Annotated in this window: 25 protein-coding genes; 22 read left to right on the forward strand and 3 right to left on the reverse strand. The window is 74.2% G+C overall.

From position 1 onward, the window contains the following. The first annotated feature begins 100 nt into the window (after positions 1-100). Genes mihF through coaBC form a run of 4 tightly spaced genes read left to right on the forward strand, consistent with a single transcriptional unit; the run spans position 101 to position 2,598 of the window. Positions 101-415: an integration host factor, actinobacterial type gene (gene mihF, locus ACQEVB_RS26990; RefSeq protein WP_432976786.1), complete on the forward strand. Its 315-nt coding sequence runs from the start codon at positions 101-103 to the stop codon at positions 413-415. A gap of 23 nt (positions 416-438) precedes the next feature. Next, positions 439-1,056, forward strand: a complete 618-nt coding sequence (gmk, locus tag ACQEVB_RS26995) for a guanylate kinase (RefSeq protein ID WP_432976789.1) — start codon at positions 439-441, stop codon at positions 1,054-1,056. 33 nt (positions 1,057-1,089) lie between these two features. Beyond that, a complete protein-coding gene (gene rpoZ, locus ACQEVB_RS27000; protein WP_432976792.1) occupies positions 1,090-1,371 on the forward strand; it encodes a DNA-directed RNA polymerase subunit omega in 282 nt (93 codons plus the stop codon). A gap of 3 nt (positions 1,372-1,374) precedes the next feature. Further along, complete coding sequence (coaBC, locus tag ACQEVB_RS27005; protein WP_432976795.1) at positions 1,375-2,598, forward strand: bifunctional phosphopantothenoylcysteine decarboxylase/phosphopantothenate--cysteine ligase CoaBC; 1,224 nt, start codon at positions 1,375-1,377, stop codon at positions 2,596-2,598. Positions 2,599-2,608: 10 nt separating this feature from the next. Here the strand turns inward: coaBC and ACQEVB_RS27010 are convergent, their stop codons facing one another. Then, the gene (locus tag ACQEVB_RS27010) at positions 2,609-3,211 is read right to left on the reverse strand and encodes a hypothetical protein (RefSeq protein WP_432976798.1); all 603 of its coding nucleotides are present in this window, start codon (positions 3,209-3,211) and stop codon (positions 2,609-2,611) included. A 278-nt stretch (positions 3,212-3,489) separates the two neighbouring features. Here ACQEVB_RS27010 and metK point away from each other — a divergent pair, with 278 nt between their 5' ends. Genes metK through ACQEVB_RS27035 form a run of 5 tightly spaced genes read left to right on the forward strand, consistent with a single transcriptional unit; the run spans position 3,490 to position 9,708 of the window. Further along, positions 3,490-4,692: a methionine adenosyltransferase gene (gene metK / locus ACQEVB_RS27015; protein ID WP_432976801.1), complete on the forward strand. Its 1,203-nt coding sequence runs from the start codon at positions 3,490-3,492 to the stop codon at positions 4,690-4,692. A 43-nt stretch (positions 4,693-4,735) separates the two neighbouring features. Next, complete coding sequence (locus ACQEVB_RS27020) at positions 4,736-6,769, forward strand: primosomal protein N' (protein ID WP_432976804.1); 2,034 nt, start codon at positions 4,736-4,738, stop codon at positions 6,767-6,769. Between the two features lie 28 nt (positions 6,770-6,797). Next, complete coding sequence (gene def / locus ACQEVB_RS27025; protein WP_432976807.1) at positions 6,798-7,343, forward strand: peptide deformylase; 546 nt, start codon at positions 6,798-6,800, stop codon at positions 7,341-7,343. Further along, positions 7,343-8,266 (forward strand): methionyl-tRNA formyltransferase, encoded by a 924-nt coding sequence (fmt, locus tag ACQEVB_RS27030; protein WP_432976810.1) that lies wholly within the window; start codon positions 7,343-7,345, stop codon positions 8,264-8,266. The genes def and fmt overlap by 1 nt, the downstream gene beginning before the upstream one ends. After that, positions 8,263-9,708 (forward strand): RsmB/NOP family class I SAM-dependent RNA methyltransferase, encoded by a 1,446-nt coding sequence (locus ACQEVB_RS27035; protein WP_432976813.1) that lies wholly within the window; start codon positions 8,263-8,265, stop codon positions 9,706-9,708. Before fmt ends, ACQEVB_RS27035 begins: the two co-directional genes overlap by 4 nt. A 94-nt stretch (positions 9,709-9,802) precedes the next feature. Here the strand turns inward: ACQEVB_RS27035 and ACQEVB_RS27040 are convergent, their stop codons facing one another. After that, positions 9,803-10,204 carry a hypothetical protein gene (locus ACQEVB_RS27040; RefSeq protein WP_432976816.1) on the reverse strand — a complete coding sequence of 134 codons (402 nt, stop codon included), beginning with the start codon at positions 10,202-10,204 and terminating at the stop codon, positions 9,803-9,805. Between the two features lie 106 nt (positions 10,205-10,310). Between ACQEVB_RS27040 and rpe the strand changes: the two genes are divergently transcribed. From rpe to ACQEVB_RS27085, 9 genes are all read left to right on the forward strand, one after another. After that, positions 10,311-10,994: a ribulose-phosphate 3-epimerase gene (gene rpe, locus ACQEVB_RS27045; protein ID WP_432980606.1), complete on the forward strand. Its 684-nt coding sequence runs from the start codon at positions 10,311-10,313 to the stop codon at positions 10,992-10,994. After that, entirely contained in the window at positions 10,994-11,608 is a 615-nt protein-coding gene (locus tag ACQEVB_RS27050; RefSeq protein WP_432976819.1) for a riboflavin synthase, read from the forward strand. Before rpe ends, ACQEVB_RS27050 begins: the two co-directional genes overlap by 1 nt. Continuing rightward, the gene (locus ACQEVB_RS27055) at positions 11,605-12,903 is read left to right on the forward strand and encodes a bifunctional 3,4-dihydroxy-2-butanone-4-phosphate synthase/GTP cyclohydrolase II (protein WP_432976822.1); all 1,299 of its coding nucleotides are present in this window, start codon (positions 11,605-11,607) and stop codon (positions 12,901-12,903) included. The genes ACQEVB_RS27050 and ACQEVB_RS27055 overlap by 4 nt, the downstream gene beginning before the upstream one ends. Continuing rightward, on the forward strand, positions 12,900-13,379 hold the full coding sequence (gene ribH, locus ACQEVB_RS27060) for a 6,7-dimethyl-8-ribityllumazine synthase (protein WP_432976825.1): 480 nt from the start codon (positions 12,900-12,902) through the stop codon (positions 13,377-13,379). The genes ACQEVB_RS27055 and ribH overlap by 4 nt, the downstream gene beginning before the upstream one ends. Beyond that, a complete protein-coding gene (locus ACQEVB_RS27065; RefSeq protein WP_432976828.1) occupies positions 13,376-13,840 on the forward strand; it encodes a PH domain-containing protein in 465 nt (154 codons plus the stop codon). Before ribH ends, ACQEVB_RS27065 begins: the two co-directional genes overlap by 4 nt. Then, positions 13,837-14,718, forward strand: a complete 882-nt coding sequence (locus ACQEVB_RS27070) for a crotonase/enoyl-CoA hydratase family protein (protein WP_432976831.1) — start codon at positions 13,837-13,839, stop codon at positions 14,716-14,718. The genes ACQEVB_RS27065 and ACQEVB_RS27070 overlap by 4 nt, the downstream gene beginning before the upstream one ends. After that, the gene (locus ACQEVB_RS27075) at positions 14,715-15,725 is read left to right on the forward strand and encodes a dihydroorotate dehydrogenase (protein WP_432976834.1); all 1,011 of its coding nucleotides are present in this window, start codon (positions 14,715-14,717) and stop codon (positions 15,723-15,725) included. The genes ACQEVB_RS27070 and ACQEVB_RS27075 overlap by 4 nt, the downstream gene beginning before the upstream one ends. A gap of 94 nt (positions 15,726-15,819) precedes the next feature. Further along, positions 15,820-16,155: a hypothetical protein gene (locus ACQEVB_RS27080; protein ID WP_432976837.1), complete on the forward strand. Its 336-nt coding sequence runs from the start codon at positions 15,820-15,822 to the stop codon at positions 16,153-16,155. Next, the gene (locus tag ACQEVB_RS27085) at positions 16,152-17,183 is read left to right on the forward strand and encodes a DUF6183 family protein (RefSeq protein ID WP_432976840.1); all 1,032 of its coding nucleotides are present in this window, start codon (positions 16,152-16,154) and stop codon (positions 17,181-17,183) included. Before ACQEVB_RS27080 ends, ACQEVB_RS27085 begins: the two co-directional genes overlap by 4 nt. A 278-nt stretch (positions 17,184-17,461) precedes the next feature. Here the strand turns inward: ACQEVB_RS27085 and ACQEVB_RS27090 are convergent, their stop codons facing one another. Next, the gene (locus tag ACQEVB_RS27090) at positions 17,462-18,172 is read right to left on the reverse strand and encodes a DUF2786 domain-containing protein (RefSeq protein ID WP_432976843.1); all 711 of its coding nucleotides are present in this window, start codon (positions 18,170-18,172) and stop codon (positions 17,462-17,464) included. A gap of 209 nt (positions 18,173-18,381) precedes the next feature. Between ACQEVB_RS27090 and uvrC the strand changes: the two genes are divergently transcribed. From uvrC to whiA, 4 genes are read left to right on the forward strand one after another with little or no spacing between them, the layout of a single operon-like run. After that, positions 18,382-20,421: an excinuclease ABC subunit UvrC gene (uvrC, locus tag ACQEVB_RS27095; protein WP_432976846.1), complete on the forward strand. Its 2,040-nt coding sequence runs from the start codon at positions 18,382-18,384 to the stop codon at positions 20,419-20,421. Then, entirely contained in the window at positions 20,418-21,314 is an 897-nt protein-coding gene (gene rapZ / locus ACQEVB_RS27100) for an RNase adapter RapZ (RefSeq protein WP_432976849.1), read from the forward strand. Before uvrC ends, rapZ begins: the two co-directional genes overlap by 4 nt. Continuing rightward, positions 21,311-22,333: a gluconeogenesis factor YvcK family protein gene (locus ACQEVB_RS27105; RefSeq protein WP_432976852.1), complete on the forward strand. Its 1,023-nt coding sequence runs from the start codon at positions 21,311-21,313 to the stop codon at positions 22,331-22,333. The genes rapZ and ACQEVB_RS27105 overlap by 4 nt, the downstream gene beginning before the upstream one ends. Positions 22,334-22,381: 48 nt before the next feature. Next, positions 22,382-23,365, forward strand: coding sequence for a DNA-binding protein WhiA (whiA, locus tag ACQEVB_RS27110; protein WP_432976855.1), 984 nt, complete (start codon positions 22,382-22,384; stop codon positions 23,363-23,365). Positions 23,366-23,448: the final 83 nt, after the last annotated feature.

The raw sequence follows: 23,448 nt of genomic DNA on the forward strand, positions 1-23,448 counted from the left end.
TCGGGCCCTGGTCGACGCAGTCGCGCCAGAGCACGGCGGCCGGTGTGAAGCGCACCCCGGTGAGGGCCGGGGAGCGCACGAACGAACGACGGAGGAGACAGTGGCCCTTCCCCAGCTGACCGAGGAACAGCGTGCCGAGGCCTTGCAGAAGGCCGCTGCGGCGCGCCGTGCCAGGGCCGAGCTGAAGAACAAGCTCAAGACCGGTGGCACCACGCTGCCGGAGGTGCTGAAGCAGTCCGACACCGACGCCGTTCTGGGCAAGATGAAGGTGTCGGCGCTGCTCGAGGCGATGCCCGGGGTCGGCAAGGTCCGTGCTGCTCAGATCATGGAGCGGCTGGAGATCGCGCCTTCGCGGCGTCTGCGCGGCCTGGGCGACCGGCAGCGGAAGGCGCTGCTCGCCGACTTCGAGGGGTGAGCGGCTCACCGCGGTCGGAATCGATGCCGGGGTCGACGTCCGGATCGGTGTCGGCGTCGGACCCGCAGCCGCGGTCGCACGAACCCCGGAGGGGCCGGCTGATCGTTCTTGCCGGCCCCTCCGGCGTCGGCAAGTCCAGCGTCGTCACGGCGCTGCGGGCGGCCCTGCCCGAGATGTACTTCTCGGTCTCGGCCACCACCCGCGACCCGCGGCCCGGCGAGGTCGACGGGGTGCACTACCGCTTCGTCGGCCCGGCCGGGTTCGACGGGCTGATCGAACGCGGCGAGCTCCTGGAGTGGGCGGAGATCCACGGGGGGCTGCAGCGGTCGGGCACGCTGCGCGCGCCGGTCGAGGAGGCGCTCTGCGCCGGTCGCCCGGTGCTCGTGGAGGTCGACCTGCAGGGCGCGCGGGCCGTCAAGGCCGCGATGCCGGAGTCGGTCGCCGTGTTCCTGCTCCCGCCGTCGTGGGACGAGCTGGCGCGACGGCTGCGGGGCCGCGGCACCGAGTCGCCCGCGCAGTACGAGCGGCGTCTGGTCACCGCCAAGGAGGAGCTGGCGTCGGCCGACGAGTTCGACGTCCGCATCGTCAACGACGACGTGCAGGTCGTCGTGGGCCGGTTGGTAGACTTGATGGTCGGCTGATCCAGCCGACAAGAATTCCGTAGGAGTTGTGCGTTGAGCCTGCCGTTGACCGCCCCCGCCGCGAACGCCGTTCCCGAGGGCATCACCAACCCGCCCATCGACGACCTGCTGGGCCAGGTGAGCTCCAAGTACGCCCTGGTGATCTACGCGGCCAAGCGCGCCCGCCAGATCAACGACTACTACTCGCAGCTGGGCGAGGGCCTGCTCGAGTACGTCGGCCCGCTGGTCGAGCCGGGCCCGCGCGAGAAGCCGCTGTCGATCGCGATGCGCGAGATCCAGTCGGGGCTGCTCGAGCACACCGAGGGCGAGCAGTAGGAGATGCAGGACCGTCCCCGGGTCGTTCTGGGGGTGGCAGGCGGCATCGCCGCCTACAAGAGCGCCGAGGTGCTGCGCCGGTTCACCGAGAGCGGGCACCAGGTGCGGGTCATGCCCACCCCGTCGGCGCTCCAGTTCGTGGGTGCGGCGACCTTCGAGGCCCTGTCCGGTCAGCCCGTGCACACCGGCGTGTTCGCCGACGTGCCCGAGGTGCCGCACGTGCGGCTGGGCAAGGAGGCCGACCTCGTCGTCGTGGCCCCGGCGACCGCGGACCTGCTGGCCCGTGCGGCGCAGGGCCGGGCTGACGACCTGTTGACGGCCACGCTGCTGACCGCGCGCTGCCCGGTGCTGTTCGTGCCGGCCATGCACACCGAGATGTGGGAGCACCCGGCCACGCAGGCCAACGTGGCGCTGCTGCGCTCGCGCGGGGCCACCGTCATGGAGCCCGCGGCCGGCCGGCTGACCGGCGCCGACACCGGGGCCGGGCGGCTCCCCGACCCCGTGCAGATCGTGGAGCTGGGGCGGCTGCTGCTGGAACGGGCCGACGCGCTGCCGCACGACCTCGAAGGCCGACGCGTGGTGGTGTCGGCCGGTGGCACGCGTGAGGCGCTCGACCCGGTGCGGTTCCTCGGCAACCGCTCGTCGGGCCGGCAGGGCTACGCGCTCGCCGCGGTCGCCGCGCAGCGCGGTGCCGCGGTCACGCTGGTGGCCGCGCACACCGCCGACCTGCCCGACCCGGCCGCCGTCGAGGTGGTGCGGGTCGGTTCGGCGCTGGAGCTGCGCGACGCCATGCACGCGGCCGTCAAGGGCGCCGACGCCGTCGTGATGGCGGCGGCGGTGGCCGACTTCCGGCCGGTGTCCCTCGCCGGGCACAAGATCAAGAAGACCGGTGCCGACCCGGACCCGCTCGTGCTCACCACCAACCCGGACATCCTCGTCGAGCTGGTCGGGGCGCGGGAACCGGGTCAGATCGTCGTCGGGTTCGCCGCGGAGACCGGTGACGACGCCGGCGACGCGCTGCACCACGGCCGGCAGAAGCTGCGCCGCAAGGGCTGCGACCTGCTGGTCGTCAACGCGGTCGGTGACGGCATGGCGTTCGAGGTGGCCGACAACGCCGGCTGGCTGCTCGCCGCCGACGGCGCCGAGACCGTCCTGCCGACCGGCTCGAAGGCGCTGCTGGCGTCCCGCGTGTGGGACGCCGTCGCTCCGCGGCTCAGCACCCCGTAGGGGGCTGGTGTCAGCCGAGCAGGCCGATGCGGCGCGGCGCGGCCTCGCGCTGGGCGCTGCCCTGCCGGGGGCGGTAGTCGACGTCCTCGTCGTCGTCCCGGTCGGCGTGGCTGCCCGCCCGCGGCGCGTCGTCGCCGTCCGCCTCGTCGTGGTCGGAGCTCGACCGGGCCGCGTGCGGCGTGGCCGTGGGTTCGGCGGAGGACCGCGACGAACGGCGACCCGACGCGGAACCGCTGTCGTCCCCGGCGCTACCGCTGGACTTCGGCGCGGCCGGCTCGCCGCTGCGCTCCACGGGCGCGCGCGGCGTGTGGCCGCCGACCTCGACGTACTCCTGGGCCGCCCACCCGTGCAGAGCTGGGAGCTCGACGAACCCGTTCTTCGTGGCGCCCACCTTCACGGCGGTGCCGCGCTTGCACAAGGTCACGATGCGGGCGTCGGACTTCGGCTCGGCGCGGACGTTCACGTTGTCGGTGCACGTGCCGGCCTCGGCGGCCTCGGCGATGGTGACGGTCATGACGGTCGCGGCCCCGACGGCCACGACGGCACCGGCGACCGCCACCGCACGGGCATGGCGCCGGATCGCCGTGACGGGTCCTCGCAGACGGTCGTCCATGGCTCGGTCCTCCGGTTCTGAGATCGATCGTTCACGGGGACCAACGAGCCAGTGCGTTACCGATTCGCTACCGGCGGTGACTTCAACCGAAGGGGGACACGTTGCACGGCGTGTCGCTGCCGATCTGACCGTCCGTGGTCGCGAGGTGAGCTTGGCGGCACCGACGGAGGTACCCCGTTACGTTCCACTAGGCTTCTGCGACGAACTAGCACTAGGTACGCCCGCCGTGCAGCAGCCGGCCGGGCAGGGCTGCAGACGCAGGATGGACGGGATCTCTGGTGACGAGCGCAGGACGACGGCTGTTCACGAGCGAGTCGGTGACCGAGGGTCACCCCGACAAGATGTGCGACGCCATCAGTGACGGCATCCTCGACGCGCTGCTGACGGAGGACCCGCGCAGCCGCGTCGCCGTCGAGACGCTGATCACCACGGGCCAGGTGCACGTGGCAGGCGAGGTCACCACCACCGCCTACGCCGACATCCCGCAGATCGTGCGCGACACGGTGCTGCGGATCGGCTACGACTCGTCGGCCAAGGGCTTCGACGGCGCGTCCTGCGGGGTCAACGTCGCGATCGGCTCGCAGTCGCCCGACATCGCGCAGGGCGTCGACACGGCCTACGAGAGCCGTGTGGAGCTGTCCGAGGACGAGATCGCCCGGCAGGGCGCCGGTGACCAGGGCCTGATGTTCGGCTACGCCAACACCGACACCCCGGAGCTGCTGCCGCTGCCGATCGCACTGGCCCACCGGCTGGCCCGTCGGCTCACCGCCGTCCGCAAGAACGGCGAGCTGCCCTACCTGCGCCCTGACGGCAAGACCCAGGTCACCATCGAGTACGCGGGCGACAAGGCCGTCCGCCTCGACACCGTCGTCGTGTCCAGCCAGCACGCCGCCGACATCGACCTCGACGGGCTGCTCGCGCCCGACGTCCTGCAGCACGTGGTGCAGCCCGAGATCGAGGGGCTCGGCATCGACACCACCGACGTGCGGCTGCTGGTGAACCCGACCGGCCGCTTCGTCACCGGCGGTCCGATGGGCGACGCCGGCCTGACCGGCCGCAAGATCATCGTCGACACGTACGGCGGGTTCGCCCGGCACGGCGGCGGCGCGTTCTCCGGCAAGGACCCGTCGAAGGTGGACCGGTCGGCCGCGTACGCGATGCGCTGGGTCGCGAAGAACGCCGTTGCGGCCGGCCTGGCCGAGCGGCTGGAGGTCCAGATCGCCTACGCCATCGGCAAGGCGGCGCCCGTCGGCCTGTTCGTCGAGACGTTCGGCACCGAGCAGGTCGACCCGGCGAAGATCCAGGCCGCCATCACCGAGGTGTTCGACCTGCGCCCGGCCGCGATCATCCGCGACCTGGACCTGCTGCGCCCGATCTACGCCCCGACCGCGGCGTACGGGCACTTCGGTCGCACCGACGTCGACCTGCCGTGGGAGCGCACCGACCGCGCCGACGCACTGCGGTCGCTGGCCGGCGCCTGACCGGCCTCCGTTCCCGTCGGCGCCCGGCTCTAGTGTCGCCGGCGTGCCCGTAGCGACCCGTCCCGCCAACCGGGGGGAGTGGCAGGCGGCCGCGGCCGCCCCGGTCGCGCGGGTCGCCGTCGACGTCCCGCTGACCCACCTGGACCGCACGTTCGACTACCAGGTGCCGGCGCACCTCGACGCCGACGCGCAGCCCGGCGTGCGGATCAAGGTGCGCTTCTCCGGCCGCCTGGTCGACGGGTTCCTGCTGGAACGGGCGGAGACCACCGACCACGTCGGCACGCTGGCGTGGGTGGAGCGGGTGGTGTCGCCGGAGCCGGCGCTGGCCCCCGAGGTGGCGGCGCTGGCCCGCGCGGTCGCCGACCGCGGCGCCGGAATGCTCTACGACGTGCTGCGGCTGGCCGTGCCGCCGCGGCACGCCAAGGTCGAGGCCGAGGAACCGCGGGCGCGCGCCCCGCTCGCCGTCACCGCACCGGACCCCGCCGGGTGGGCCCGCTACCGCCACGGGGCCGCCCTGCTGGACGCCCTGGGTGCCGGCCGGGCCGCGCACGCCGTGTGGCAGGCGCTGCCCGGTGAGGACTGGGCCACGCGGCTCGCCGAGGCCGCCGCGGCGACGGTGGCGGCCGGTCGCGGTGTCCTGATCGTGGTGCCCGACCAGCGCGACGTCGCCGTGCTGTGCGCCGCGTGCACCGCGGTGCTAGGCGCCGATGCCGTCGTCGCCCTGACCGCCGACCTCGGCCCGGCCGAGCGCTACCGGCGCTGGCTGGCCGTGCGCCGCGGCGCCGTGCCCGTCGCGATCGGGACACGGGCCACCGCGTTCGCCCCGGTGGCCCGGCTCGGGCTCGTGGCCGTCTGGGACGACGGCGACGACTCGCACGCCGAGCCGCGCGCCCCGTACCCGCACGTGCGGGACGTGCTGGTGCTGCGCGCGCACACCAGCGGGGCCGCACTGCTGGTCGGCGGGCACGCCCGCACCGCAGAAGGGCAGCTGCTCGTCGAGTCGGGGTGGGCGCGCGAGGTGGTGGCCGAGCGGGCCGTCGTGCGGGACGCGATGCCGCGGATCGTCGCGATCGGCGAGACCACCGCGCAGGAGGAGCGCGATCCCGCGCTCCGGGCCGCGCGCCTGCCGCACGTGGCGTTCGAGGCGGCGCGGGCGGCGCTGGATGCCGGCAAGCCGGTGCTGGTGCAGGTCCCGCGGGCGGGCTACGTGCCGTGGCTGGCGTGCGGCTCGTGCCGCGAGACCGCGCGGTGCCGGCACTGCGCGGGCCCGCTCGGGCTCCCGTCCGGCACGCCGGACGGGGATGCGGCGCTCCCGCACTGCCGCTGGTGCGGGCGGGCCGAGCCGGCGTTCCGGTGCGCGCACTGCGGGTCGCGGCGGCTGCGTGCCGGCGTCGTCGGCTCCGGGCGCACGGCCGAGGAACTGGGGCGCGCGTTCCCGGGCGTGCAGGTCCGCGCGTCCGGTGGGGGCGCGGCGGTGCTCGACGCGGCCGATGCCCGTCCGGAGCTGGTCGTCGCCACCCCCGGCGCGGAACCGCAGGTCGACGGCGGGTACGGAGCCGCGCTGTTGCTCGACGGGTGGGCGCTGCTCGGCCGCGCCGACCTGCGCGTGGTCGAGGAGACGTTGCGGCGCTGGATGGCCGCGGCCGCGCTGGTGGTGCCGCACGGCGCGGGCGGTCGGGTCGTGGTGATGGCGCCGTCGGACCTGCCCGTCGTGCAGGCGCTGGTCCGGTGGGACCCGGTCGGGCACGCCGCGGCCGAGCTGGCGTCCCGCACCGAGGTCGGCTTCCCGCCGGCCGTGCGCATGGCCGCCGTCGAAGGCCCCGCCGCGGCCGTGGCCGCGGTGCTGGACGACGTGGAAGAGCGCCTGGGCGCCACCGTCGAGGTGCTCGGCCCGGTGGAGATCGAGCCCGACCCCCGCGCCGAGACCGACACGCCGGAGGAACGGGCGCTGCTGCGCGTGCGCCGGACCGAGGGGAAGGCGCTGGCCGCGGCCCTGCACGCCGCGCAGGCCGCGCGCACCGCTCGCAAGGCCACCGACGTGGTCCGGGTGCGGATGGATCCGCCCCAGATCGGCTGACCCGAACCGGATGGCAGAATGGAACGCCGTGACCGTCACGCCGATCCGGCTCTTCGGCGACCCCGTCCTGCGCACCCCCGCGGTGCCGGTGACCACGTTCGACGCCGAGCTGCGCAAGCTCGTCACCGACCTCACCGACACCATGCACGAGCAGGGCGGGGCCGGGCTGGCCGCACCCCAGCTGGGGGTCTCGCTGCGGGTGTTCACCTTCAACTGCGACGGGTTCGAGGGGCACCTGGTCAACCCGACGTTCGACGTCGTCGGCGACGAGGAGCAGGTCGGCCCCGAGGGCTGCCTGTCGATCCCGGGTCTGTCGTGGGACTGCCGGCGGCACCTGCACGTCGTCGCGAAGGGCTGGGACCAGCACGGCGAACCGCTCACCGTCGAAGGCAGCGAGCTGCTGGCCCGCTGCATCCAGCACGAGACCGACCACCTCGACGGGGTGCTGTTCGTCGACCGGCTCGACGCCGAGACCCGCAAGCTCGCCATGGCCGAGATCCGGGCCGCCGAATGGTTCGGCGCGCCGCCTCCCGTCGTCAAGCAGAGCCCGCACCCGCTGTTCGGGACCCGCTGATGCGGCTCGTGTTCGCCGGCACCCCGGTGCCGGCCGTCCCGGCGCTGCGGGCGCTGCTCGACTCGCCGCGCCACGAGGTCGTCGGCGTCGTCACGCGCCCCGACGCGCCGTCCGGTCGGGGGCGCGCGCTCGTCCGCTCGCCGATCGGGGTGCTCGCCGACGAGGCCGGCATCCCCGTGCTCACCCCGCAGCGCCCGCGCGAACCCGAGTTCATCGAGGCGCTGCGCGCACTGGCCCCGGACTGCTGCCCCGTCGTCGCGTACGGCGCGCTGATCCCGCGACCGGTGCTCGACGTGCCGCCGCACGGGTGGGTCAACCTGCACTTCTCGGTGCTGCCGGCGTGGCGCGGCGCCGCGCCCGTCCAGGCAGCGATCCGGGCGGGGGACGACATCACCGGCGCCACCACCTTCCTCCTGGAGGAGGGCATGGACACCGGGCCGACGTTCGGCGTCGTCACCGAGCCCATCGGGCCGACCGACACCGCGGGCGACCTGCTCGGTCGCCTCGCCGAGTCCGGTGCGCGGCTGCTCGTCGCCACGCTCGACGGCATCGCCGACGGCACGGTGGTGGCGCAGCCGCAGCCCGCCGAGGGGGTCAGCCGCGCGCCGAAGGTCACCGTCGACGACGCGCGCGTCGACTGGGAGCAGCCGGCCGTGGCACTGGACCGGCTGGTCCGCTCGGTCACCCCGGAGCCCGGGGCGTGGACCACGTTTCGCGGCGCCCGCCTGGGCCTGGGCCCGGTCACCGTGACCGACGAGGAGCTGAAGCCGGGGGTGCTCGTCGCGGAGAAGCGCCGGGTGCTGGTGGGCACCGCGACGACCGCCGTCGCACTGGGCCAGGTGCAGCCGGTGGGGAAGCGGGCGATGGCGGCCCCGGACTGGGCCCGCGGCGTGCGCATCGAGGCCGGGGAGTCGCTGACGTGAGCTCGCCAGGACGTCGTTCCCGCAAGCGCGGCCCGGCGCCGCAGCAGCGCTCCGGTCCGCCGCGGGGGCGCAGCGGCCCGGCCCGACCACCCGAGGTCGACCCGGCCCGGCACGCGGCGCTGGAGCTGCTGACGTCGGTGCGGGTGCGGGAGGCCTACGCCAACCTGGCACTGCCCGGCATCCTGCGGCGGCACCGGCTCAGCGGGCGCGACGCCGCGCTCGCCACCGAGCTCGGCTACGGCACGCTGCGCGCGCAGGGCCTCCTCGACGCCGTGCTCGCCGCGTGCATCGAGCGCGACTACGACCGCGTCGAGGCCCCGCTGAAGGACGCGCTGCGGCTCGGCGCCTACCAGCTGCTGCGCACGCGCGTGCCGGCCCACGCGGCCGTGCACGGTGTCGTCGAGCTGGTCCGGGTGCAGGCCGGGAGCCGCTCGGCCGGGTTCGTCAACGCCGTCCTGCGCAAGGTCGCCGAGCGCGACGAAGCGGCATGGGTGGACCGGCTCGCCCCGCCGGCCGCCGACGACCCGATCGGGCACGCCGGCTTCGCCCACGCGCACCCGCGGTGGATCGCGCAGGCCTTCGCCGACGCGCTGGGCGCCGTCGACGAGCTCGACGCGGCGCTCGCGGCCGACGACGCCCGCCCGGTGGTCCACCTGCTGGCCCGCCCCGGCGAGATCACCGCGGAGGAGCTGGCCCTGGTCACCGGCGGCACCGCGGCGCCGTACTCGCCGTACGGCGTCCACCTGGAACCGGGCAGCGGCGAGATCGGCGAGCTCGACGCCGTCGCCGAAGGACTGGCCGTCGTGCAGGACGAGGGCAGCCAGCTCGTCGCGCTGGCGTTGGCGCGTGCCGAGCTGCACGGCCCGGACGGCGGCCGCTGGCTCGACCTGTGCGCCGGTCCCGGCGGCAAGGCCGCCCTGCTGGGCGGGCTGGTCGCCCTGGACGGCGGCACCCTCGACGCCGTCGAACCGGAGGAGCAGCGCGCCGAGCTCGTGCGCGGGGCCACCAAGGACCTGCCCGTCACCGTGCACGCCGTGGACGGCCGCGACTCCGGCCTGCCCGAGGGCGCCTACGACCGGGTGCTCGTCGACGCGCCGTGCACGGGGCTCGGTGCCCTCCGCCGGCGTCCGGAGGCGCGGTGGCGGCGCCGCCCCGAGGACGTCTCCGGGTTGGGGAAGCTGCAGCGGGAGCTGCTGCTCGCGGCGCTGCGGCACGTCCGGCCCGGCGGCGTCGTCGCGTACGTGACGTGCTCGCCGCACCTCGCCGAGACCACCGGCACCCTCGCCGGCGTGCTGCGCCGGCACAAGGAGCTCGAGCACCTGGACGCGCGCCCGTACCTGCCCGGCGTGCCGGACCTCGGCGACGGCCCGTCGGTCCAGCTGTGGCCGCACCGCCACGGCACGGACGCCATGTTCCTGGCGCTGCTGCGCCGCCCCGCCTGACCCGGGCGGCGTACCCGTCGAGAACGACGTTGTGGCGCAATGAAACGATTCAAAACAGCCACAAGTTCGTTCTCGACGCATACCCCGGGGCCGTTCAGCGACGGCGGCGCTTGTCCTCCGCGCGGTCGATCGCCAGATCGACGGCCAGGTCCAGGTAGTCGACGACCACGTCGTCCTCCTCCGGCCCGGCACCGACCTCGACGCGCACGTCGCGGGTGCGGCCCTTGCCGACGAGGCGGCCGAGCGGGTCGGGATGGTCGGCGCCGTGCTCGAACCCGACGTTGACGCCGTTGCCGCGCGGGAACAGCCCGCACACGTAACCCGCCTTCCGGTGGCGGTAGGCGATGCCGTGCCACATCGGGTTGACCTTCTCATCGAGGTCGGGATGCGCGTCGCGGATGACGGCGCGCAGCCGCAGCACGAGCTCGACCACCTCCGGCGGCTCACCGGCGAGCATCTTCGTCAGCTGGGCGCCTGGCACGTCGGAATCGGACACGCCAGGAAGTGAATCGCATCGCACCGACAGGCGGCAGCGCCCTCCGGATGGGGTGCCGCGGTCCCCGCGGGACTAACCTGCAGTGGTGTCGGGAAAGATCGCGCCGATGATCGCGCCGAGCATCCTCGCGGCGGACTTCGCGCGGCTCGCGGACGAGGCCGCCGCCGTGAGCGGGCCCGCGGGGGCCGACTGGCTGCACGTCGACGTCATGGACGCGCACTTCGTGCCGAACCTGACGCTGGGCCTGCCCGTGGTCGAAGCGCTGCGCAAGGCGACGGACGTCCCGCTGGACTGCCACCTGATGATCGAGGACCCGGACCGCTGGGCGATCGGGTACGCCGAGGTGGGCGCGTTCAACGTCACCGTGCACGTGGAGGCGGCCCGCGACCCGGTCGCGCTGGCGAAGAACCTGCGTGCAGCGGGCGCTCGCGCCGGCCTGTCGGTGAAGCCGGGCACGCCGCTGGAGCCGCACCTGGAGACGCTGCGGCACTACGACACCCTGCTGGTGATGAGCGTGGAGCCCGGGTTCGGCGGGCAGTCGTTCATCCCCGAGGTGCTGGAGAAGGTGCGCACCGCGCGCCGGCTGGTCGACACCGGCCACCTCACCGTGCTCGTCGAGATCGACGGCGGGATCAACACCGACACCGTCGAGGCCGCGGCCGAGGCCGGCGTCGACTGCTTCGTGGCGGGTTCGGCGGTCTACGGCGCCGACGACCCCGGCCGGGCCGTGCGCGCGCTGCGCGACCAGGTCCGCCGGACCACGCCCGACCGCGACTGGAAGGACGCCTGATGTTCACCGGGATCGTCGAGGAGATCGGCGAGGTGCTCGCCGTCCGCGAGAACGCCGACGTGGTGGTGCTCACCGTGCGCGGCGCGACCGTGACGAGCGACGCGCACCACGGTGACTCGATCGCGGTCAACGGCGTCTGCCTGACCGTGGTTGACCCGGACGGCGCCACCGACGGCACGTTCACGGTGGAACTGGTGCCCGAGACGCTGAAGCGGTCGAGCCTGTCGGCGGTCACCACCGGCACCCGGGTCAACCTGGAGCGCGCATTGCCGGTCACGGGTCGGCTGGGCGGGCACATCGTGCAGGGGCACGTCGACGGCATCTCGACGCTGATCTCGCGGTCGCCGGGGGAGCGCAGCGACGAGCTGGTGTTCTCGCTCGCCCCCGAGATCGCCAGGTACGTGGCGGAGAAGGGCTCGATCGCGGTCGACGGCGTGTCGCTCACGGTGGCCGCCGTGACGAGTGACACGTTCACGGTGGCGCTGATCCCGACGACCCTGGAGCACACCACTCTCGGCACGCGCAAGCCCGGCGACACCGTCAACATCGAGGTCGACGTGCTGGCGAAGTACCTGGAGCGACTGAACGGCGTGAGCGGAAGGGCCGTGCAATGAGCAGGGACGACACCAGCCCGACGACGGGGGCGACCGTGAGCCAGCTCGATCCGCGCTTCGCCGCCATCGAGCAGGCACTGCAGGACCTGCGCGACGGCAAGGCCGTCATCGTGATGGACGACGAGGACCGCGAGAACGAGGGCGACCTCATCTTCGCCGGCGAGAAGGCGACGCCCGAGCTGCTGTCGTTCCTGGTGCGCTACACGTCGGGCTACGTCTGCGTGGCGCTGCCGGAGGCGGAGTGCGACCGGCTCGACCTGCCACCCATGCACCACACCAACGGTGACGCCTTCCGCACGGCGTTCACCGTGACCGTCGACGCCAAGGAAGGCGTGACCACCGGCATCTCGGCCGCCGACCGCGCGCACACGATCCGGCTGCTCGCCGATCCCGCTGCGACCGCCGCCGACTTCGTCCGCCCGGGGCACGTGCTGCCGCTGCGCGCCAAGGACGGCGGGGTGCTGCGCCGCGCCGGTCACACGGAGGCCGCCGTCGACCTGTCCCGGATGGCCGGGCTCTCCCCGGTGGGGGTGCTCTGCGAGATCGTGTCGCAGAAGGACGAGGTCGACATGGCCCGCGGCGACGAGCTCGCGGTGTTCGCGTCCGACCACGACCTCACCCTGATCACGATCGCCGACCTGATCGCCTACCGGCGACGGTTCGAGAAGCACGTCGTCTGCGTCGCGCAGGCGCACATCCCCACCTCGCACGGCGAGTTCCTCGCCTACGGCTACGACTCGACGCTCGACGGGATCGAGCACATCGCGCTCGTCATCGGCGAGATCGGTGACGGGGAGGACGTGCTGGTGCGCGTCCACTCGGAGTGCCTGACCGGGGACGTGCTGGGCTCGCTGCGCTGCGACTGCGGCCCCCAGCTGGACGCCGCGCTCGCCGCCGTCGCCGCCGAGGGCCGCGGGGTGGTGCTGTACATGCGCGGGCACGAGGGCCGCGGCATCGGCCTGCTGCACAAGCTGCAGGCCTACCAGCTGCAGGAGGCGGGCGCCGACACCGTCGACGCCAACCTGGCGCTCGGCCTGCCCGCCGACGCCCGCGACTACGGCATGGGCGCGCAGATCCTGTACGACCTCGGGATCCGCTCGATGCGGCTGCTCACCAACAACCCGGACAAGCGGGCCGGCCTCGAGGGCTACGGCCTGCGGATCATCGGCCGGGTGCCGCTGCCGATCCGGCCCAGCCCGGAGAACCTGCGCTACCTGAAGACCAAGCGCGACCGGATGGGCCACGACCTGCCCGACCTCGGCGCACCACCGGTCGCCGGCGGCACGGTCTCATGAGCGGAGAAGGACGCCCCGCCGCGGAGCTGCCCGACGCGGCGGGCCTGCACCTGGGCATCGCCGCCACCACGTGGCACGCCGACATCGTCGACGTGCTGCTGGAGCGGGCGGTGGCGGTCGCGAAGGACGCCGGCGTCGCGCTGCCGACCGTCGTGCGGGTGCCGGGCACGGTGGAGCTGCCGGTCGTCTGCCAGCAGCTGGCCACCGACCACGATGCCGTCGTCGCGCTCGGCGTGGTGATCCGCGGCGGTACCCCGCACTTCGAGTACGTGTGCGACGCCGTCACCGCCGGGCTCACCCGCGTGGCGCTGGACGCGGCCACCCCCGTCGGCAACGGGGTGCTCACCTGCGACACGCACGAGCAGGCCGTGGACCGGTCCGGCGCGCCAGGGTCGGAGGAGGACAAGGGCGCCGAGGCGGTCCTCGCCGCCCTGCACACCGCGGTGGTGCTGCGGGACCTGCGGAAGCCGGCATGAGCCGCACGGCGGATGATGCGGGCGTGACGCAGACGCTCGTGGCGCGGCCGCGGAAGGTGCTGATCGCGGCGTGGATCGGCGCGGTCGCGATCATCGTGCTGTTCGCGGCGATCGCCGTCATGCTCACCACCGTCTACACCGGGGTGTACTTCCGCCTCGCCGACCAGGTCGCGCTGATGCTGATCGGGCTGTTCATCGCCGGCGGGCTGCTGCTCGTGGCGCGGCCGCGGGTGCGCGCCGACGCCGAGGGCATCGAGGTGCGCAACATCGTCAGCACCCGGCGGCTGGCCTGGTCCGAGGTGGAGCGCGTCGCGTTCCCCGACGGCGCGTCCTGGGCCCGACTCGACCTGGCCGACGACGAGTACCTGCACGTCATGGCCATTCAGGCGGTCGACGGTGAGCGATCGGTGGCCGTCATGCGCGAGCTGCGGGCACTGCACGCGGCGGCGCGGCGGTCATGACCGTCCGCACGGAGCTGGCCGACCGCGTCCTCACCGTCACCCTGGACCGGCCGGACAAGCTCAACGCCTTCAACGTGCCGATGCTGCAGGAGATGATCGCGGCGTTCGACCGGGCCGACGCCGACGACGAGGTGCGCGCCGTGGTCGTCACGGGTGCCGGACGGGCGTTCTGCGCGGGCGCCGACCTCTCGGCCGGGAGCGGCACGTTCGACTACGACAGCCGATCCGACAAGGCCCCGCCCGAGCTGGACCCGCGCCGCGACGGCGGCGGCATGGTCGCCCTGCGGATCTTCGAGTCCACCAAGCCGGTGATCGGCGCCATCAACGGCGCCGCGGTCGGCGTCGGCGCCACCATGACCCTGCCCATGGACGTGCGCCTCGCCGCCACCACGGCCCGGTACGGGTTCGTGTTCGCCCGCCGCGGCATCGTGCCGGAGGCGGCGTCGAGCTGGTTCCTGCCCCGTCTGGTGGGCATCAGCCGGGCGATGGAGTGGGCGGCCACCGGCCGCATCTTCGACGCGCAGGAGGCGCTCGCCGGCGGACTCGTCCGCTCCGTGCACGAGCCCGACGACCTGCTGCCCGCCGCGTACGCGCTGGCCCGCGAGATCGCCGACAACACCGCGCCGGTTTCGGTGGCGCTGGCCCGGCAGATGATGTGGCGGATGCTCGGTGCCGACCACCCGATGGAGGCCCATCGCGTCGACTCCCGCGCGATGCTCGAACGCGGCCGCTCCGCGGACGCCCGCGAAGGCGTCGGCGCGTTCCTGGAGAAGCGGGACGCGGTCTTTCCCGACAAGGTGTCCGACGGGCTCGGCCCGTTCCACCCGTGGTGGCCGGAGCGCCCGTTCACCCCGCTGCCGGACCGGGAGGCACCATGACGCGCACCCTGAAGCAGCCTGCTTCCGGCGACGGCGTGCGCCTCGGTGACATCGTGCTGCGCAACCGGCTGGTCACGTCGTCGAGCCTGCTGGGGTACGGCCGCTCCAGCTCCGGCTTCTACGGGATGAGCCCGGTCGCGCTGTTCGTCCCGCTGGAGCGGTTCGGCGCCGTCACCACGCGCACGGTGACCGTCGAGCCGCGGGAGGGGCACTTCACCACCCGCGAGGACTGGTCGCCCCGTGAGCTGCCTGGCCTCCTGCGCCGCTACGCCACGGTGCTGCGCGGGGTGGACGGCGGCTGGATCAACGCGTTCGGCTGGTGCAACGTCGGCATCGACGCGTACCTGCGCGACTACTACCCGGTCACGCGCGCGCAGCGCACGATCATCTCGCTCGGCGGGTTCTCGGCCGAGGAGTTCGTCACGCTGGTCGACAAGGTCAACGCGGCCGTCCCCGCGGGCGACATCGCGGCCGTCGAGTTCAACGTGAGCTGCCACAACGTCAACTTCGACTTCTCGACGATCCTGCAGGACGTCCTGGACGAGGCGGTGCCGCGCAGCAACCACCCGGTGATCCTGAAGCTGTCGCCGGACTACGACTACCTCCGCAACGCCCGGCAGGCCGCGAAGGCCGGCGTCTCCGCGCTCACCGCCATCAACACGGTGAAGGCGCTGCGCCTGGACCCGCGCACCGGCACCCCGTTCCTCGCCAACCGCTACGGCGGCCTGTCCGGGCGGGCGATCAAGCCGATCGGGCTGCGGGTCGTGTCGGAGCTGCGTGAGGCGGGAGTGACGCTGCCGATCATCGCCACCGGCGGCGTGCGCACGATCGACGACTGCCGCGAGTACTTCTGGGCCGGTGCCGACGCCGTCAGCCTGGGCAGCGCGGTGTGGCTGCGGTCGTACCCCGGCTATGCGCTGTCCCCGCTGCGTGCGCTGCAGGTGCGCCGGCTGCTGCGGGCGATCGAGCCGTACTCGGATCACCCGATCCGGCGCCCTGCGGGCTGAGCGAGGCCCCGTACGATCGGGCACCGGTTTCGGTTCCCCGGGAGGCACGATCCAGCACTATCTGGGCTCCAGCGGCCTCGGCGAGGCGCTGGGCGTGACGCGGCACGCCGTGCACAAGTGGCGTGCCCGGTACCCGCCCGGCTCGAGCCACCCCTTCCCCGAGCCGGACGTGGAGATCGACGGCGCACCCGGCTGGGCGGCGCACCGGGTCGCGGAGATCGAGCAGTGGCGCGCCGGGCTGCCCGGACGGGGTGCCGGCGGCGGCCGCCCGTCGGCGTCGTGGCAGCGCTACCTGGACCGCGCGGCCGAGCTCGGGCTCGACCGGGACGAGGCGACGCGCCTGGTCGGGGCGATGACCGAGGAGCGCCCCGAGATGACCGAGACGCAGATCCACGAGTGGCTGCTGGACCGCTGGCAGGACCACGGATGACGCCCGCGGAGATCGACGAGCTGGTGACGGGCGTGCCGCGACTCGCGCGCCTCGACGGGTTCTGGGACGCCATGGACGCCCGGCTCGCCGGCGGGGGCGCACACGTGCTCGCCGACGTCGGCATCGCGCTGCGCCGGACCTACGGCAGCCGGCCGGTGCCGCACGTGCGCGCCGCCGTGGACGGGCTGCTGCGCCGGTTGGCGCTGCTGCCCTGGCCGGGGCACGTGCCCCAGGTGTTGCGCCTGGCCACGGGTGCCGGGATCGCGTCGCGCTACGTCGCGTCGGTGCTGGCGGCCGGGCAGGACCTGCCCGATCTGGCGCCGGCGCTGGCCGCGGACGTACCCGCCGCGCTGCGGGCCTGCCTGGTGCAGGAGCTGGTGCTGCGCGGGGTGCCGGACCCGGCGCCGATGCCGATCGGCCACCCGCTGTCGGTGCTGCCCGGCGTGCGCACCGAGCTGGAGGAGGACCCGCCGCTGCCGCGCTACGGCCTGGACTGGACGCGGCGCCCCGACACCCTGCAGCCCATCGCTGTGATCCCTGCCGACGACGTCGCGCACGTGCCGCCGTTCATGACCGGGCCGGCACCGCACGGCACCGACGCGGCCGTCGCGACCTGGACGGACGGCACCGTCGAGACCCGGCTCGTCGAGATCGTGGAACCGCTGCCCGTCGCAGCAGTGCCGAACGTGGTGGGCGCGTTGGGCCTGGACCAGCCGGGCGTGGTCGAGGGCGCCCCGCTGCCCGTCCGGGCGGTGTGGCGGCTGCTGTTCGCGGCGGCGTCGCTGGGCGGTGCGCGCAACCTGGGGGAGTACGGCGCCTACGGCCGCTTGGCGGCGTGGCGGTCGCTGGGCGCGCTCTGCGGGGCCGGCGAGCACGCCCGGATCGGCGACATCGAGCGGCGGGCGTCGGAGTGCGACTGGTACCGGTTCCGGGTGGCGAAGGACGACACCTTCCACGATCTCGGGATCGCCGCACTCGGTCCGGGTGGCCGGCGGCTGGCCGTGCTGGCGGCCGTCGATCCCGCGTGACCGCGGGCGGCGGTGGTGATCAGACTTCCTCGGCCGAATCCGCGGCGCCGACTGAATCGCGTTGATCATGGGCAAAACGTCGCTCTGCAAGATCGAACTACGACGTTTTGCCCATGATCAACACGCGCCCGCGGATCGGCACCGCGGCTACCGCGCGCGGCAGAACGGGCGCCGAGCGGGTGAACCTGCAGCAGGCGGCCTCCCTCGACCGGCGGGAGAACCGTCGGATCCGTCGACGGAGGGTGACGGCGACGGCTGCGCAGATTCCACCGAAGAGATCAGACCCGGGCGGTGACCGCCCGGCGGCCCAGGTCGGCGCGCCGGCCGGCCGACATCCCGGCGCGCAGCCCGCTGCCGGAGAGCGAGGCGGCGCGCGCCACCGGGATCTGCGGGTAGGCGGCGGCGAACGCCCGGTCGACCTGATCGTCGCGGTCGGCGAGCACGAGCGCGGTGCTGGGCGTGCCCAGCGGCACGTCACGCCGCTCCTCGGCGCCGCGCTGCTCGGCGGCCAGCAGCCGGCGGTGCACCTCCGCCGCGAAGCCGTGGAGCCAGGAGCGGCGGTAGGCGGCCACCGACTCGTCCGACCAGGCCGGCCGCTGCCGCGCGACCTGCGTGGTCGCCTGCAGCAGCAGCGAGGTGAACAGCAGCTCCACGCGTTCCCGGTCGGCGGCGAACCCGAACACCGTGACGGCGGCGACGCGGCCCCCGGGCCGCGCGTGCAGCACCGACCGGCACCGCAGCGCCGACGCCGTCCAGGCCAGGAGGCGTGCCTTGCCGGCGCTGTACGGGTCGGCCATCGCGATGGTGGTGCCACCGGGGACGTCCCGGCCGGGCTCGGCAGCGGCGAGCAGCGCCTCGTCGATGCCGTGGCGGGCCATCAGCTCGACGGCCTTCGCCGTGTAGGTCTCGCTCTCCTCCGCGGTGGCGGCCCGTTCGGCCTTCGCGAGCAGCTTGCGGATGATCTCGAGCTTCTCCGGCTTGCCGTGCACCGACACCCCTTCCTCGGGACCACGTTCGAACGCGTTCGAACGCCTGTTCGCACCCAAGGTCTATCACGCGGAGCCGACCGAACCGGGTCCGCGACGCGCCGAACCGACCGACCCGACACCTTCGGGACGCGCCTTACACCAGAACGGCCCAACGCCGACACGCCGGGGCGCCACGCCGTGTCGGAGGTCGGTCCTACCCTTGGGGAGCCATGGCCGACCCCGTCTCATCACGAACCTCACCGGGCGATCCGGCGCGGTACCGCCCGGCACCGGGATCCATCCCGGACGAGCCCGGTGTGTACCGCTTCTCCGACGCGCACGGGCGCGTCATCTACGTCGGCAAGGCCAAGAGCCTGCGGCAACGGCTGAACTCCTACTTCGCCGATCTGGCCGGCCTGCACCCGCGCACCCAGCAGATGGTCACCACGGCCAGCTCGGTGCAGTGGACGGTGGTGTCCACCGAGGTCGAGGCGCTGCAGCTCGAGTACAACTGGATCAAGGAGTTCGATCCGCGGTTCAACGTCCGCTACCGCGACGACAAGACCTACCCGGTCCTGCAGGTCACGATGGGCGAGGAGTTCCCGCGGCTGTCGGTGTACCGGGGGCCGCGCAAGAAGGGCGCCCGCTACTTCGGCCCGTACGCGCACGCGTGGGCGATCCGGGAGACGCTCGACACCCTGCTCCGGGTGTTCCCCGCGCGCACCTGCTCGGGCGGGGTGTTCCGCCGCCACGGGCAGATGGGTCGGCCGTGCCTGCTCGGCTACATCGACAAGTGCTCCGCCCCCTGCGTCGGCCGCGTCGACGCGGAGGAGCACCGCGAGATCGTCGAGGACTTCTGCGACTTCCTCGCCGGGCGCACCGACCACCTCGTCCGCCAGCTGGAGAAGCGGATGGCAGCGGCGGCGCAGGAGCTGGAGTTCGAGAAGGCCGCCCGCCTGCGCGACGACATCGGCGCGCTGCGCCGCGCCATGGAGAAGCAGGCCGTCGTGCTCGGCGACGGCACCGACGCCGACGTCGTGGCGTTCGCCGAGGACGAGCTGGAGGCCGCCGTCCAGGTCTTCCACGTGCGCGGCGGGCGCGTGCGCGGGCAGCGCGGCTGGGTGGTGGAGAAGGTCGAGCCGACCTCCACCGAGCAGCTGGTGGAGCGGTTCCTCACCCAGTTCTACGGCGAGCAGGCGGCACTGGCCGGCGCCGCCGACGACGCCACCCAGCCGGTGCCGCGCGAGATCCTGGTGCCGACGCTGCCCGCGGAGATCGCCTCGATCACCGAGTGGCTGTCCGGCCTGCGCGGCTCCCGGGTGCAGGTGCGGGTGGCGCAGCGCGGTGACAAGCGGGCGCTCGCCGAGACCGTCGCGCGCAACGCGGGGGAGGCGTTCACCCAGCACAAGCTGCGCAGGGCCGGCGACCTGACGGCGCGCTCGGCCGCGCTGCAGGAGCTGCAGGACGGCCTCGGGCTCGACTCGGCGCCCCTACGCATCGAGTGCATCGACGTGTCGCATGTGCAGGGCACCAACGTCGTCGCGTCGCTCGTCGTCTTCGAGGACGGCATCGCGCGCAAGTCGGAGTACCGCCGGTTCGAGATCCGCGACGGCGCCCAGGGCGGCGACGTCGCGTCGATCGCGGAGGTGGTGCGGCGCCGGTTCCGCCGCTACCTGTCCGAGACGGCAGGTGACGCCGGTAACGGGGCCGGAGATCAGGGCGACGCCTCCACTACCGCTGCCCACCCCGATGCCGCCGAGCCGATCGGCCGCCCCGGCATCGATCCCGAGACCGGCCGTCCGCGCAAGTTCGCCTACCCGCCGAACCTGCTGGTCGTCGACGGCGGCCAGCCGCAGGTCGAGGCGGCCGCCGATGTGCTCGCCGAGCTGGGCATCACCGACGTGGCGCTCTGCGGACTGGCGAAGCGGCTGGAGGAGGTGTGGCTGCCCGGTGACCCCGACCCGGTCATCCTGTCCCGCACCAGCGAGGGCCTCTACCTGCTGCAGCGGGTGCGCGACGAGGCCCACCGGTTCGCCATCACCTATCACCGGCAGCGGCGGTCGAAGAACATGACGGTCTCCGCACTGGACGGGGTGCCGGGCCTGGGGCCGGCGCGCAAGGCGGCCCTGCTCAAGCACTTCGGGTCGGTCCGCAAGCTCCGCAACGCGGACGCGGCGGAGATCGCCGCGCTCCCCGGCTTCGGGAAGCGCACCGCGGAGGCGGTGCTCGCGGCACTCGCGCCGCAGGAGCCCGACGGGGGTGGGTCATGACGGAGGAGCTGTCGCCGGAGGCGCCGGTGGGCATCGAGGTCGCGCTGGTCAGCGGCCTGTCCGGGGCCGGACGCAGCACCGCGGCGAAGGTGCTGGAGGACCTCGGCTGGTTCGTGGTCGACAACCTGCCGCCCGAGCTGATCGCCACGATGATGGAGCTGGGCGCAAAGGCCCGTGGCGAGATCACCCGCATCGCCGTCGTGATGGACGTGCGCAGCCGCGCGTTCACCGCCGATCTCGGTACCGTGATCAAGGACCTGGACGCCCGCGGCTACCGTCCGCGGCTGCTGTTCCTCGAGGCCACCGACGCCGTGCTGGTGCGCCGGTTCGAGCAGGTGCGGCGCAGCCATCCGCTGCAGGGCGACGGCCGACTGGCCGACGGGATCGCCGCCGAGCGGGAGCTGCTGCGCCCGCTGCGCGAGGACGCCGACCTCGTCATCGACACCTCCACCACCACGGTGCCGGCGCTGCGCGCCACCCTGGAGCGGGCGTTCGGCGGCGAGACCGTGCACCACACGAAGGTCACGCTGGTGTCGTTCGGCTACAAGTACGGCCTGCCGATGGACTCCGACCTGGTCGTCGACGTGCGGTTCCTGCCGAACCCGTTCTGGATCCCGGAGCTGCGCGAGTTCACCGGCCGCGACGACACCGTCCGTGACTACGTGCTCAGCCAGGACGGCGCCGAGGAGTTCATCACCCGCTACCTGGAACTGCTCGGCATCGTCGCGGCCGGGTACCGGCGCGAGGGCAAGCGCTACCTCACCGTCTCCGTCGGGTGCACCGGCGGCAAGCACCGCAGCGTCGCCATCAGCGAGGAGATCGCGCGCCGGCTGAAGGCCTCCGACCAGGGGCTCACCGTGAGCGTCGCGCACCGCGACCTGGGGCGCGAATGACCGATCTCCCACGGGCGGTGGCGCTGGGGGGCGGCCACGGACTCCACGCCACCCTCCTAGCCCTCCGCCGGCTGGCCGCGCAGGGCGCGGTGTCCGACGCCGTCACGGCGGTGGTCACCGTCGCCGACGACGGCGGCTCGTCGGGCCGGCTGCGCCGCGAGCTGGGCCTGCTGCCCCCCGGTGACCTGCGGATGGCGCTGGCCGCGCTGGCCGCCGACGACGCGTCCGGGCAGCGCTGGGCCGACGTCGTGCAGCACCGGTTCGGCGGCATCGGCGCGCTCGCCGGGCACGCGGTCGGCAACCTGCTGCTCGCCGGGTTGATGGAGACGCTCGGCGACCCGGTGGCGGCGCTGGACGAGGTCGCCGGGCTGCTGCGGCTGTCCGGCCGGGTGCTGCCGATGAGCTGCGACCCGCTCGACATCGAGGCCGACGTCGTCGGCCTGGGTGCCGACCCGGCGCAGGTGCACCGCATCCGCGGGCAGGTCGCGGTGGCGTCCACCCCGGGGCGCCCGCAGCGGGTGCGGCTGCGTCCCGACCGGCCCACGGCCTGTCCGGAGGCCGTCGCCGCGGTCCGCGCGGCCGACGTCGTCCTGCTCGGCCCCGGCTCGTGGTTCACCAGCGTGCTGCCGCACCTGCTGGTCCCCGGCCTGCGCGACGCCCTGCTGGAGACGTCCGCGCGCCGCGTCCTCGTGCTCAACCTGGCCCCCGAACCCGGTGAGACCGCCGGGTTCTCCCCTGAACGACACCTGGCGGTGCTCGCCGAGCACGAGCCCGCCCTGCGCGTCGAGGCCGTCATCGCCGACGTCGACGCCGTGCCCGTCCCCGACCGGTTGCACGAGGCGGCCGCGTCGATGCTCACCCCGGGCGGCCGGGTGCACCTCGCCCCGGTCGCCGCCCCCGGACACATCCCGCGTCACGAGCCGGCCGCGTTGGCGGCGGCTCTGGCCGAGGTGCTGTCCGGCCCGGCACCTGCATCAGCGGCCACGTCCAGCTCCCGGCATTCCCACGGGAGGGCGTAGCGTGCTGGCCCCGCTCCCTTGTCCCACCCCTGTCCGGAGGTTCCACCCATGGCGATGACCGCAGCGGTCAAGGACGAGCTCTCGCGGCTCGTCGTCACGAAACCGTGCTGCCGGCGCGCCGAGGTCGCCGCACTGCTGCGCTTCGCGGGCGGCCTGCACATCGTCGGAGGCCGGGTCGTCATCGAGGCCGAGGTCGACACCGGTTCGGTCGCGCGCCGGCTGCGGCGCGACATCCACGAGCTCTACGGCCACACGTGCGAGGCGCACGTCATCACGGCCGGCGGGCTGCGCCGCGGTGCCCGCTACGTGATGCGGGTGGTGCGCGACGGCGAGGGGCTCGCCCGCCAGACGGGCCTGCTCGACGCCCGCGGGCGCCCCGTGCGGGGCCTGCCGCCGCCTGTCGTCTCGGGCGGGGTGTGCGACGCGGAGGCGGCCTGGCGGGGGGCGTTCCTGGCGCACGGCTCGCTGACGGAGCCGGGCCGCAGCTCGGCACTGGAGATCACCTGCCCGGGTCCGGAGGCGGCGTTGGCGCTCGTGGGAGCGGCGCGCCGGCTCGGGGTCACGGCGAAGGCACGCGAGGTGCGGGGAGCGGACCGCGTGGTGGTGCGCGACGGCGACGCGATCAGCGCGCTGCTCACCCGCATGGGCGCGCACGAGTGCGTGCTGGCGTGGGAGGAGCGGCGGATGCGCCGCGAGGTGCGGGCCACGGCGAACCGGCTCGCCAACTTCGACGACGCCAACCTGCGCCGCTCCGCGCGCGCTGCGGTCGCCGCGGCCGCGCGGGTGGCGCGGGCGCTGGAGATCCTCGGCGACGACGTGCCGCAGCACCTCATGCAGGCCGGGAAGCTGCGCGCCGAGCACACCCAGGCGTCCCTGGAGGAGCTGGGCCAGCTCGCCGACCCGCCCATGACGAAGGACGCGGTGGCCGGCCGGATCCGCCGCCTGCTCCACATGGCCGACAAGCGCGCCGCCGATCTGGGCATCCCCGACACGGAGTCGGCCGTCACCGCGGAGATGCTCGAAGAGGCCTGACCCACCTCCCGCACCGCACGCCCCGTGTGACGTGGCGATCGACGTGACGCGTCGCATGTTGATCGATACAGACCCTGCCCTCC

Origin of the sequence: Pseudonocardia sp. CA-107938 (genome assembly GCF_050936315.1) — a bacterium.
Taxonomy (GTDB): Bacteria; Actinomycetota; Actinomycetes; order Mycobacteriales; family Pseudonocardiaceae; genus Pseudonocardia.